The 12,574-nt window shown below is 42.3% G+C and carries 12 protein-coding genes; 9 read left to right on the top strand and 3 right to left on the bottom strand.

Features of this window, described 5'->3' with window-relative positions; genetic code table 11:
* Window positions 1-24: 24 nt before the first annotated feature.
* The 7 genes from porV (at window position 25) to BST86_RS09395 (ending at window position 7,169) form a co-directional block, all read left to right on the top strand.
* Window positions 25-1,209 (top strand): type IX secretion system outer membrane channel protein PorV, encoded by a 1,185-nt coding sequence (porV, locus tag BST86_RS09425; RefSeq protein ID WP_105983036.1) that lies wholly within the window; start codon window positions 25-27, stop codon window positions 1,207-1,209.
* A gap of 3 nt (window positions 1,210-1,212) precedes the next feature.
* Window positions 1,213-1,695, top strand: coding sequence for a cytidine deaminase (gene cdd / locus BST86_RS09420; RefSeq protein ID WP_172443373.1), 483 nt, complete (start codon window positions 1,213-1,215; stop codon window positions 1,693-1,695).
* Window positions 1,696-1,846: 151 nt separating this feature from the next.
* Window positions 1,847-2,845 (top strand): pyruvate dehydrogenase (acetyl-transferring) E1 component subunit alpha, encoded by a 999-nt coding sequence (pdhA, locus tag BST86_RS09415; protein WP_105983035.1) that lies wholly within the window; start codon window positions 1,847-1,849, stop codon window positions 2,843-2,845.
* Between the two features lie 3 nt (window positions 2,846-2,848).
* Window positions 2,849-4,552 carry a pyruvate dehydrogenase complex dihydrolipoamide acetyltransferase gene (locus BST86_RS09410; protein ID WP_105983034.1) on the top strand — a complete coding sequence of 568 codons (1,704 nt, stop codon included), beginning with the start codon at window positions 2,849-2,851 and terminating at the stop codon, window positions 4,550-4,552.
* Between the two features lie 126 nt (window positions 4,553-4,678).
* On the top strand, window positions 4,679-5,674 hold the full coding sequence (locus BST86_RS09405; RefSeq protein ID WP_105983033.1) for a M20/M25/M40 family metallo-hydrolase: 996 nt from the start codon (window positions 4,679-4,681) through the stop codon (window positions 5,672-5,674).
* Complete coding sequence (locus tag BST86_RS09400; RefSeq protein WP_105983032.1) at window positions 5,667-6,350, top strand: SDR family NAD(P)-dependent oxidoreductase; 684 nt, start codon at window positions 5,667-5,669, stop codon at window positions 6,348-6,350. Before BST86_RS09405 ends, BST86_RS09400 begins: the two co-directional genes overlap by 8 nt.
* A gap of 81 nt (window positions 6,351-6,431) precedes the next feature.
* Window positions 6,432-7,169: a hypothetical protein gene (locus BST86_RS09395; protein ID WP_146126747.1), complete on the top strand. Its 738-nt coding sequence runs from the start codon at window positions 6,432-6,434 to the stop codon at window positions 7,167-7,169.
* Window positions 7,170-7,232: 63 nt separating this feature from the next.
* On the opposite strand, the gene purK is transcribed toward BST86_RS09395, so the two are convergent.
* The gene (gene purK, locus BST86_RS09390; protein ID WP_105983030.1) at window positions 7,233-8,381 is read right to left on the bottom strand and encodes a 5-(carboxyamino)imidazole ribonucleotide synthase; all 1,149 of its coding nucleotides are present in this window, start codon (window positions 8,379-8,381) and stop codon (window positions 7,233-7,235) included.
* 270 nt (window positions 8,382-8,651) lie between these two features.
* On the opposite strand from purK, the gene BST86_RS09385 reads away from it, so the two are divergent.
* Together BST86_RS09385 and obgE are read left to right on the top strand one after the other, a co-directional pair.
* On the top strand, window positions 8,652-9,755 hold the full coding sequence (locus BST86_RS09385; protein WP_105983989.1) for an adenylate kinase: 1,104 nt from the start codon (window positions 8,652-8,654) through the stop codon (window positions 9,753-9,755).
* Between the two features lie 77 nt (window positions 9,756-9,832).
* Window positions 9,833-10,840, top strand: a complete 1,008-nt coding sequence (gene obgE / locus BST86_RS09380; protein WP_105983029.1) for a GTPase ObgE — start codon at window positions 9,833-9,835, stop codon at window positions 10,838-10,840.
* A gap of 13 nt (window positions 10,841-10,853) precedes the next feature.
* Here the strand turns inward: obgE and BST86_RS09375 are convergent, their stop codons facing one another.
* On the bottom strand, window positions 10,854-11,297 hold the full coding sequence (locus BST86_RS09375; protein WP_105983028.1) for a DUF1569 domain-containing protein: 444 nt from the start codon (window positions 11,295-11,297) through the stop codon (window positions 10,854-10,856).
* A gap of 16 nt (window positions 11,298-11,313) precedes the next feature.
* A complete protein-coding gene (locus BST86_RS09370) occupies window positions 11,314-12,567 on the bottom strand; it encodes an exo-beta-N-acetylmuramidase NamZ family protein (RefSeq protein ID WP_242446503.1) in 1,254 nt (417 codons plus the stop codon).
* Window positions 12,568-12,574: the final 7 nt, after the last annotated feature.

Genomic DNA, 12,574 nt, shown 5'->3' with positions numbered 1-12,574 from the left:
ATTTACGGATATTAAACCAACTTCATGAAAAGAGTTTTTTTACAGTTTTTAGTAGTCATAATGTTTTTTGCAGGTCTTTTGACGTCAAAAGCTCAAGTCAGAACTCAGGATTCTAGGGTAGTTACAACAGCACTACCTTTCTTGAGAATTGCAGGCGATCCTAGATCAGCTGGTATGGGAGACATGGGTGTTGCTACGAGCCCAGATGCTTGGAGCCAGCAATGGAATCCTGCTAAATATTCCTTCATGACTCGTGAGCAGGCGGTAGGAGTGGCTTACACACCTTACCTGGGACAGTTGGTAAATGATATAGGAATCGGTCAATTAGCCTATGCTAACCGTATCAATGAGCAAAGTGCTTTTGCAGCCAGTTTAAGATACTTTGGCTTGGGAACCATTTTTATTACTGAAGACGGAGAAACTGGATTTGAAGAAAATCCAAATGAATTTATACTTGATGGTTCCTACTCACTTAAATTATCAGACCAGTTTTCCATGGCGGTGACCGGTCGTTTTTTACGTAGTGATTTAAGATTCCAGGCCACTGATCAGGATGCCAGCGCGGCAAGCAGTTTTAGTGTTGGAATTTCTGGTTATTATCAAAGTGAAGAAGTGGCCATAGGCGATATGTATGGAAGGTATCGTGGTGGATTTAATATTTCCAACATCGGTCCAAAGATATCCTACGATGTAGGCGGTAGAGAAGATTTTCTACCTACTAACCTAGGATTAGGCGGTGGCGTTGACTTTTATCTCAACGATGGTTTTAGTAAAATAGGAATTACGGCAGAGTTTAATAAGCTCTTGGTTCCGACTCCACCTATTAGAGAAGATGGTGACGAAAATGATAATGGAGTACCTAATGAAATCATAGAAGGTCAAGAAGACGATGTAAGCTTTTTTAGCGGGATTTTCCAGTCCTTTGGTGACGCTCCAGGCGGCTTTTCTGAAGAGTTGAAAGAAGTTACTTGGGCTCTTGGTGCAGAATATACCTATGATGACAGTTTTTCTTTAAGAACAGGTTACTTTAATGAGGCAGATGAAAAGGGCGGTCGTAAATTCCTTTCCTTGGGAGCTGGCTTTAAGTTTTCAGAAATCAATGTAGATTTATCCTACTTATTCTCAACCAGTCGTGTAAGATCACCGCTTGAAGGAACCTTAAGATTTGGGTTGACCTTCAACTTTGGGGATGAGTACTTAGAATACTAGACTATCAAACAAATCACCATAAATACAGTCATCGACGTTTACGATGACTTGAAGGAGCTGGATCCAGAGGCACAAAAGCTTATGGAGCAAGCTATTGAAGCAAGGTCGAATGCCTATGCGCCATATTCCAAATTCACGGTAGGATGTTCGCTATTGTTGGAAAATGGCGAGATCATCAAAGGTAATAATCAGGAAAATGCAGCCTATCCGTCAGGATTGTGTGCAGAGCGAGTAGCCATATTTGCAGCCGGTGCAAACTATCCAGGAGTCGCCATTACGAGAATGGCCATTACCGCGAGCCCTATAGATGACAGTTTTGCAAAACCAGTGCCGCCTTGCGGTGCCTGTCGTCAGTCCATTGCAGAGTATGAGTCCAGACAGCAACAGCCTATTGAGATTTTCTTCATGGGAGCCTCCGGCACGGTTGCAAGATCCAACTCGCTGGCCGATTTATTGCCACTCATTTTTGACCGTAATTATCTTTAAATAATTCCGCGGGATTTAACCGTTCAATTGGTTTTCCCTTATTCTTTTTTCAGTTATTTTTGTTTTCCTTTGAGAAAAGATTGAACTGGTTGTCCAGATGGATGATGTTTAGTTCGCTTTCGCGAAAGCGAAATAAAAACCAATACCTTACATGAAAAAAGTAACTAAAGAAGTCTTACTGAACTGGTACGAGGACATGTTGTTCTGGAGAAAGTTTGAGGACAAACTGGCGCAGGTGTACATCCAGCAAAAAGTACGCGGATTCCTGCATCTTTACAACGGTCAGGAAGCGATACTTGCAGGTGCATTGCACGCAATGGAACTGGGCAAGGATAAAATGATTACAGCATACCGCAACCACGTACAGCCTATAGGAATGGGTGTGGACCCCAAGCGTGTTATGGCAGAACTTTATGGAAAAGCTACCGGTACATCGCAAGGTCTAGGTGGTTCCATGCACATATTCTCAAAAGAATTTAATTTTTATGGTGGTCACGGTATCGTTGGTGGGCAAATCCCGCTAGGTGCTGGTATCGCTTTTGGTGATAAATATCACGATCGTGATGCGGTGACTTTGACCTTTTTTGGTGATGGTGCTGCAAGACAAGGATCTCTTCACGAGACATTCAACCTTGCCATGTTATGGAATCTTCCCGTAGTATTTTGTGTGGAGAACAACGGTTATGCCATGGGAACCAGTGTCGCAAGAACTGCCAACCATACAGATATTTGGAAGCTAGGTTTAGGATATGAGATGCCATGTGGTCCAGTGGATGCCATGGATCCCGAGAAAGTAGCCGAGGCTATGCATGAAGCTATCGAGCGCGCGCGATCTGGCGGTGGACCAACATTCTTGGAGCTTAAAACATATCGTTATAGAGGTCACTCGATGAGTGATGCTCAAAAGTATCGTACTAAGGATGAGGTTGCAGAATACCAAAAAATTGACCCGATTACACAGATCAAGGATCGTTTAATGAAAGAGCACGATGTCAAGGAAGACGAGATCAAAGCAATCGACAAACGTGTCAAGGCAAAAGTTTCTGAATGTGAGAAGTTTGCAGAGGAGTCTCCATTCCCAGAGAAAAGCTTGATGTATGACGCTGTTTATGAACAGGAAGACTATCCATTTTTACCTTCAAAACTATAATCAATGGCAGAAGTAATCAACATGCCACGCTTGAGCGACACCATGGAAGAAGGTGTGGTAGCAACGTGGTTGAAAAAAGTAGGAGATAAAGTAGAAGAAGGAGACATTCTTGCTGAAATTGAGACCGATAAGGCCACGATGGAGTTTGAATCGTTCTACAATGGAACCTTACTTCACATAGGAGTTCAAGAAGGTGAAACTGCACCGGTTGATCAATTGCTTTGTATTCTAGGTGAAGAAGGTGAGGATATTTCTGATTTATTGGACGGCTCAGCAGATGCTGGAAAGAAGGAGTCCAAGGAAGATGAATTGAATTCAAATGAATCTGAGGCAGATTCTCAAGATGAAGAAGAATCCAGCAATGAAGAAAGCTCTGCCGATGCAGATAGCGACGATCTTCCAGAAGGTGTAGAGATCATTACCATGCCACGATTGAGTGATACCATGGAAGAAGGTACAGTTGCATCATGGCTCAAAAAAGAAGGTGATGAGGTTGCTGAAGGCGATATCCTTGCTGAAATCGAGACCGACAAAGCTACTATGGAGTTCGAATCTTTTTATAAGGGTACCTTATTAAAGATTGGTATTCAAGAAGGTGAAACCGCTGCGGTAGATTCTCTACTAGCTATCATAGGCCCAGAAGGAACAGATGTTTCTGGAATTGATATTAAAGGTGGATCTTCAGGTGGAGCCAAAAAGGAAACAAAGAAAGAGGAGCCTAAAAAAGAAGAACCTAAAAAGGAATCAAAATCAGAACCAACTGCAGACAAGAAACAGCAGTCAGTTCCAGATTATTCTGGACCTAAGGAAAGTTCAAAAGAGTCTACAACTCAAAGCAACGATGGCGGTCGCATTTTTGCATCACCTCTTGCCAAGAAAATGGCGGCAGATAAAGGTATCGACCTAGGTTCTGTGAAGGGAACTGGAGAGAACGGTCGTGTAACCAAAAAAGATATTGAAAACTACAAGCCTAGTGCGTCCTCTGCAGGTTCTGCAGCAGCACAAGACTATCAGCCTGTAGGTCAGGAAGAATGGGAAGAAATTCCTAACTCACAAATGCGCAAGACGATCGCCAAGCGTTTGGGACAATCTAAATTCACGGCACCACATTACTATCTAGGTTTAGATCTAGATATGGATAACGCCATTGCAAGTCGCAAGGCGATCAATGAATTGCCAGATACTAAGATTAGCTTCAACGATATGGTGATTAAAGCAGCGGCTATGGCGTTGCGTAAACATCCTAAAGTAAACACCTCATGGACTGACGCAGCTACAAAAGTTGCAAAACACATTAATATAGGTGTTGCCGTAGCCGTTGATGACGGTTTGCTAGTACCTGTGTTGCCTTTTGCAGACCAAATGAGTATGCAGCAAATTGGTGGCAAGGTGAGAGAACTAGCTGGTAAGGCACGTGACAAGAAGCTACAACCTAAAGAAATGGAAGGAAGTACGTTCACTATTTCTAATTTGGGAATGTTCGGTATAACAGAGTTTACCTCGATCATCAATCAACCCAACAGTGCGATAATGTCGGTAGGCGCCATTGTTCAAAAACCAGTGGTCAAGGATGGTCAGATCGTTATAGGTAACGTGATGAAGATCACGCTAGCTTGTGATCATAGAACTGTAGATGGTGCTACTGGAGCAGCATTCTTGCAAACATTCAAATCTTATATTGAGAACCCTATCGTTATGTACGTATAGATTATCTATAGAGAATAGAATTAAAACGCTGGTCATTGATGCCCAGCGTTTTTCTTTTCTGGACTCCGTCCGTCCATATCTTCATTCGGTCTACAATTCCTTATTTTTATCAAATAAATATTTTCCATGAAAAAAATGATTTTTATCCTAATGGCAGCAACTTTAGTTGCCTGTGGAACCTCTAATCGTATCAATCAATTGTCTACGGAAACGTTGACCAGTAAAAAGCAACGTGTTAAATTGCCATCGAGCAACCCTACGCAAATTGCGATTGATGTACAATATTTATCAAGTGATGAGCTTCAAGGACGCGATACGGGTAGTAAAGGAATTGAACTGGCAGCCACTTATCTCAAGGAACGTTTTGAATCACTAGGGATTGAGCCTTACGGAGATTCCTATATGCACCCGTTTCAAACCGATAAAGCAACTGGTAACAATGTGGTGGCTGTACTTAATGGCTCTGACAAGGAGTTGATGAAAGAAACCATCGTTATAGGTGCACATTACGATCATATAGGAATTATACAAGCAGTTGCTGGCGATAGCATCGCCAATGGTGCTAACGACAACGCTACGGGAACAGCGAGCGTTTTGGCGGTGGCAGAAATGTTCAAAAAGCTGGACTTTAACCGTCGCAAGGTGGTTTTTGCATTGTTCTCTGCTGAGGAAAAAGGCTTGGTAGGCTCTCGCGAGCTGGCTAAGCAAATGAAGGTCAATGGTGAGAATGTGGTCGCGATGATCAACTTTGAAATGACGGGAACTCCTATGGTTGGAAAGAATTACATCGCTTACTTAACAGGTTACGACACCTCAAACATGGGCGATATCTTCAATAAGGAAAATGAAACCCGAACCGTAACGGCAAAACTTCCTGCGGCAGCACAAATGAACCTTTTCGCAAGATCCGATAATTATGCGTTCTATGAAGTGTTTAAGGTGCCTTCACAAACGCTGAGCACCTTCGATTTTACCAATTTCAACGAATACCATAAAGTAGGTGACGACATCACAGGCGTCAATGCACAGCATATGTCGCAAGTCGTAGATGCCACTTTCCCTGGGATATTTTTTATGGCAAACGAGCAAGGTTTGAAATTGAAAGCAATGACAAATGAGTAAAAACATAGTGATTACTGGCACAAGCCGCGGCATAGGATTTGAGCTGGCACAACTTTTTGCTGGTAATGGTGATCAGGTTATGGCGCTTTCGCGAAAGCGAGATTCCATCAAAGATCTCAACAATAATAACATCACAGCCGTTGCTTGTGATCTTGCAAGCGAGTCCAGTATTGCAGAAGCCGTGGATCAAATCAAAAACACGTTCGATCGTGTCGATATCTTGGTTCATAACGCTGGAATGCTTGTTAATAAACCATTTACAGATTTGACCAAAGCAGATTTTCTAAACTGCTATGAAGTCAACGTTTTTGGTGTCTCCCTATTAACACAGTCCTTGTTACCATTAATGAATGCTGAATCGCACGTAGTCGCGATCAGCTCCATGGGCGGCATTCAAGGCAGTGCAAAATTCCCTGGACTTGCAGCATATTCTAGTGCAAAAGCAGCCGTTATCACACTCTTTGAGCTCCTTGCTGAAGAATTTAAAGACAACGGTCCGTCATTCAATACACTTGCCCTAGGCGCCGTACAAACCGAAATGCTTGCAGAGGCTTTCCCAGGCTACGAGGCACCACTGCAACCCAAAGAAATGGCCCAATACATCAAGGATTTTGCGCTTACTGGGAATAAGTTTTATAATGGTAAGACGTTGGAGGTAAGTAGTAGTACGCCGTAAATAAAAGAGCTTTTCGAGAGTTACCACCAACTAATATATGATACACAAAAGAGCGTAGGGTTTTAAAATATTTCTAAAATTATGAAGGCTTTACGTGTTACTTTTTGCTTGATTTTATTCTTTCTTTTTTACAGTTGTAAAGATGACTACCCTGTCTCAAATCAAATGGAAAGTAAAGATTATTTAAAAATAGAAGAGAAAGTCGAAAAACAAAAGACAGGCGAATTTACTTTTGAGAATATTGATAGATACGATAAGCTTATTGATAGTTTAGTTAACCTTTATCCTGATCCGATTTCAAAGTTTAACTTGAGACAAGTTTCTTGCAAAAATTTGAATGATGACTTTTTAAATATTTATTACAAGGATCAAAAAGTGAGAAATGAGGGTGTAGGTAATATGGAAACTGTTGACCACGAAAATCTACAAAATCTTGTGTCAATTATTGAAAAATGCGGTTTTCCTAAAAGTGGACAACTTAGAGATTTTAGAGGATATCTAGGAATATTTGTAGTGCTTCAACATTCAGATCCCGAGTGGATTGCTTTTTACTACAATGATTTCAAAGATTTGGTAAATAACGGCAGCATTCCAAGAGACTTTCTTGCGTTGCTCCAAGATCGCTTTTTATTGTTAAATGATCAACCTCAAATTTATGGAACTCAAATGCAAAATGGGAAACTATATAAATTAGTTGATCCAGAAAGTGTAGGGCAGCGCCGCCGCAATATGGGTTTTACTGAAACTTTAAGCGTTTATTTATCTAAGCATGGATTAAAATTGAAAGATGAACTTAAAAGATTGAGCAGCATAAAATAATACTCAAAGAATTCAAGAAAGTGATTTTTTGACAGCAATAGAGCTGTTATTTTTTCTTAACTCTTAACCAGCAAGAGCTACAACCTTTATTTTACCCTTAACAACCTCGGCTAGCTCACGAGCTTTTTCAATCTCTTTTGCCACGATTGTGACATGACCCATTTTTCTAAAAGGTCGCGTCTGCTTCTTCCCGTAAATATGTGGTGTTACGCCATCCATCGCGAGAATCTCCTCAATACCGTCATAAACGACATTTCCTGTGTGACCTTCAGTACCTACAAGGTTGACCATAACGGCAGGTAGCACAGTGTCAGTTGAACCTAGAGGTAAATTCAGAACACAACGCACTTGCTGCTCAAATTGATCTGTCACTGCACCTTCAATGGAGTAGTGTCCACTGTTATGCGGTCTAGGAGCGACTTCGTTTACCAGAATTTCGCCGCTTTTAGTAAGAAACATTTCGACTGCAAGTAGTCCCACATGATCAAAAGCTTCAGAAACTTTTAAAGCAAGATCTCTGGCTTTTTTAGAAACCTCTTCAGGGATTCTAGCTGGGCAAATCACATATTCCACCTGGTTGGCCTCTGGATGAAATTCCATCTCAACTACTGGGTAGGTTTTCATCTCGCCTTTGGCATTGCGAGCGACAATCACGGCAAGTTCCATATCAAAATCCACCATATCTTCATAGATGCATTCCGCAGCTGGAAGATCTTTAAGGTCTGCTGCAGATCTGATGACTTTAACGCCTTTACCATCATAACCACCTTCTGCACTCTTCCAGATAAATGGGAACTCTCTTGACGTATTTACATCGGGTTGATCCATCGCTTCAAAAGGTGCGGTAGGCAAACTCTTTTCTTGGTAGAATTTTTTTTGCGTCGCCTTGTTACGTATCAAATTAAGCACTTTAGCACTGGGCGACACGGCTATGCCTTCATCTTCCAGATCTTGTAGCGCTTTGACATTGACGTTTTCGATTTCAATGGTAAGCACATCTACTTGACGGCCTAATTCCATCACGGCTTCATAATCCATGATGTCACCTTCAAAAAAAACGGTACAGCCCTCAAACGCAGGTGCGGTATCATCACTGTCCATGACGTAGGTTTGAATATCCCATTTACGCGTGGTGTATAACATCATCTTGCCCAGCTGTCCACCACCAAGAATCCCAAGTCTAAAATCTGAAGAGAAAAGTGTTTGTTCCATGGGATAAAAATACAAGTTCCGATTTGGATTTAAACTACATTTCTTGACGAGCTAACCTTGCGTTAGTGATTGTAGTGAAAATCCTTTTTGATAGTCGTGCATCCTATGCAATGACTATCAAAAAGATCGTAACGCAAAGCACGGCCGCAGGCAACGCCCTTGAAACTTTTAAATACGATCATAAATAGAGAGTTCAAGGTGCTTACAAATACTGCGGGCTTCAAAAAGTCTCGTGCGGTCAAATCATTATCTTTGCAGAAAATTACCACAGTGATCCAACTTCATGATCTATATTTCAAGCCGTTCCTAAGCGTCCATGAGATCGATAGTGCCGTAGAGAATCTTGCATACCAAATCAACAGGGATTTAAAGGATAAAACGCCCGTTTTTCTAGGGATTCTTAATGGTAGTTACATGGTCCTGGCAGATTTAACCCGAAAATTCAAGGGTGACTGCGAGATAGGTTTTTTGCGCACCAGTAGTTATTCTGGAACCGCATCGACCGGCGAGATCAGGCTGGATATGGAACTGGATATTGATTTGACAGATCGCGTGGTGGTCATCGTGGAAGATATTGTGGATAGTGGATTGACGGTAGAGGCGCTTTCGCGAAAGCTGAAAACCCACAATCCTGCTGCTCTTTATATAGCTACCTTGTTCCTCAAGCCAGAGGTTTACAACCGGGACTTGAAAATTGACTATGTGGGACAGAATATTGAGAACAAATTTGTCGTGGGATACGGCATGGATTATAATAACCTAGGGCGCAACCTGCCCGAATTATACGTACAGACCAAACCAATGAAAAACATCGTACTTTTTGGACCTCCAGGAGCAGGAAAAGGAACACAGGCCGAGCGCTTGAAAGAAAAATACGGACTGGTGCATATCTCTACCGGCGACGTTTTTAGATACAATATCAAAAATGCCACAGAGCTGGGAACACTGGCCAAATCCTTTATGGATAAAGGCAATCTGGTGCCTGATGAAGTCACCATCAAAATGCTTAATGCAGAGGTTGAAAAGCATCCAAATGCGGCCGGGTTTATTTTTGATGGTTTCCCTAGAACAGATGCACAGGCAAAAGCGCTAGACGAGTTGTTGGAGAGCAAGGATACGCAAGTGAGTGGAATGGTAGCTTTGGAAGTGGATGACGAGATCCTGGTCCAGCGTTTGTTGGAACGTGGCAAAAGTAGTGGTCGTCCCGATGATGCCAATGAGACGGTCATACGCGATCGCATCAAGGTATATTACAAACAGACCGCACCACTCAAAAACTATTATCAAGCTCAAGACAAATATTACGGTGTAGACGGTGAAGGCTCGATAGACGAGATCACAGATCGCTTGAGTGCGGAGTTTGATAAGCTATAGACCATAAATACTCTGAAATTGCGGTAAGTAATTTCTAACTAATACACGTTCTGTTTACAGACGATAAAGAAACAACCATGACTGAAGGAAATTTTGTAGACTATACTAAGGTTCATCTGGAATCCGGTCGTGGCGGTAAGGGAAGTACGCACCTGCACCGTGAAAAATATATTGATAAAGGTGGTCCCGATGGTGGTGATGGCGGTCGTGGTGGCCACATTATCATTAGAGGTAATAAAAACTTATGGACCTTGTATCACTTTAAATACAAGCGACATTTTAAGGCTTCGCAAGGTGGTAATGGTGCTAAACAGCGCCGTACAGGTGAAGATGGTGAGGATATATATATCGACCTACCGTTAGGAACCGTGATCAAGAATACCGAGACCGGTCAGATCATTCATGAAGTACTGGATGACGGTGATGAGTTTATCATTGCAGAAGGTGGCATGGGCGGTAAGGGAAACTGGCATTTTAAAAGTTCTACCAGACAAACGCCGCGATACGCACAACCAGGAACTGAAGGTGAAGCACTAGAAGTAACTTTTGAGCTTAAGATTCTGGCAGATGTTGGTTTGGTTGGATTTCCCAATGCCGGTAAGTCCACATTATTGTCAGTAGTTACCGCGGCAAAGCCCAAAATTGCCAACTATGAGTTCACGACTTTAAAGCCCAATTTAGGAATCGTGGAGTATCGGGATTTTCAGACTTTTGTCATGGCTGATATCCCTGGAATTATTGAAGGAGCTGCCGAAGGTAAAGGTATAGGCCACCGATTCCTGCGTCATATTGAGCGTAATTCTACTTTATTGTTCATGATCCCAGCAGATGCTAAGGACATCAACGAACAGTATCAAATTCTGCTTAATGAGTTGCGTAAATACAATCCAGAAATGCTGGATAAAGAACGCTTCGTTGCAATTTCCAAATCTGATATGCTGGACGAGGAATTAATGGCAGAGATGAAGGAACATTTAGATAATGAAGGCGCTTTTGACGGTGCGCCGTATATGTTTATCAGTGCCATAAGCCAATACAACATCCAGCAATTGAAAGATCGATTGTGGCAGATGTTGAATGAATAATTGAATATTTAGGCTAAACCCCAAACTGCCTGAAATGGTGGTCCAGATGCTTCCATTGCAGGATGCCCCATTGTTCTTTAGTAAATGTTCCAAAAACAGGATGCGGTCTACGATTATCATTGTGACGATCATACCACAGTTCCTGCATCCATTGATCCAGTTTTTCCTTTTCGCTTTCAAAATCCTTAAGATCAGCCACCTTTAAGGAAGGTGCTGTGGGCAGATTTTTACGAAATGGTTTTGGGGAATACAGTGATTTTTTGAAAAACACCTTTGCTAGCCAATTGGATTTTAAATCAACCTTTTCCTTACCCATGGCAATTTGAATAGGGAATTGACAGTGCTTGAGCATTTGAGCCGCGTCCATTTTGCCCCATTCAGGCGACTTGCTGGCATCTATATGTTGTAACCGTTCCCGTAATTTTCGATAGGTGGGTTCTTCAAAAAAGGATTCCATTGGCACAAGGTTTTGGTTAGTCGTACAATAGGTATTTCTCTCGGGTGATCATAAAATCTGCAAGGCCTTCCTTCCAGGTGGCTGCAATTTCTTCGGCACTCATACCTTTCTCGATCTGTTTTTGCAACAGGTCGGTACCTGCCAGTTTTGTAAAAAAGAAATTGAAGAAGGATTGTTTGTAGGGCGCTTTCGCGAAAGCGTCCACCACAAACTCTAGGTTCAATCGATCCAGTTTGGGATAATCCCTCAAATCCACACCGAAGCATTTTTTACCGTTGAACAATGGTCTTTTAGCACCACGATTGGGCGTAGGTGTGAAAGCAAAGTCTCGGTATTTTGCCAGTGACGGTGAACCATACACTTGGAATTGCATGTCTGTGCCGCGACCTACGCTTACATCAGTACCTTCAAAAAAGCACAAACTGGGATATAGATTGATGGATTGCGCATTAGGCAAATTAGGCGATGGCGCAATGGGCAGCTCGTATGGCGTGTCGTGAGTATAGTCCTTTATGGGTAACACAATTAGATCTGCTTTTTTACCGTATTCCAGCCAGCCTTCACCATTGATCATTTGCGCATACTCGCCTATGGTCATGCCGTGTACCACTGGTACGGGATGCATGCCTACAAAGCTTTTATGATCGCTATCGAGAATAGGACCATCTACATAATGGCCATTGGGATTAGGTCGGTCTAGGATGTAAACTGTTTTATTTTGCTCAGCCGCTGCTTCCATGACATAGTGTAAGGTAGAAATGTAGGTGTAGAACCTGGCGCCTACGTCCTGAATATCAAACAGTATCACATCGACATCTGCTAGCTGTGCTGCAGTAGGTTTTTTGTTATTGCCATATAATGACACAATGGATAGGCCAGACCTTTTGTCCACACCATCTGCGATGGCAGCACCAGCGTCTGCATCACCTCTAAAACCATGTTCTGGAGCAAAAACTTTTTTTACGGTTACACCTCTCGATAATAACGTGTCCACGAGATGAACGTAGCGTACTTTAATGGCTTGATCCCATGTACGGCGCTCTTTGATGGAACTACTGCTAACAACGCTGGTTTGATTGCCCACGATGGCAACGTGTTTGCCATCCAGTTTTTGAATCCAGGTTTCCAGCTGGTCTGCGGCTGGAATAGGTTTGTTTTGCAAGGGCTTTAACAATCTGGTACTATCAATGGCGTTGTAATCCAGATCTACGATATCATTGGGCTGCGTTTTATTCTTGTTATTGATGCCCGCATCGCAGGAAGTAAGCACCAAAGCA

It is taken from the genome of Nonlabens agnitus, from assembly GCF_002994045.1.
Classification (GTDB): domain Bacteria; phylum Bacteroidota; class Bacteroidia; order Flavobacteriales; family Flavobacteriaceae; genus Nonlabens; species Nonlabens agnitus.
Note: the sequence above shows the minus strand (reverse complement) of the source record. Positions and strands in the feature narration are given on the sequence as shown.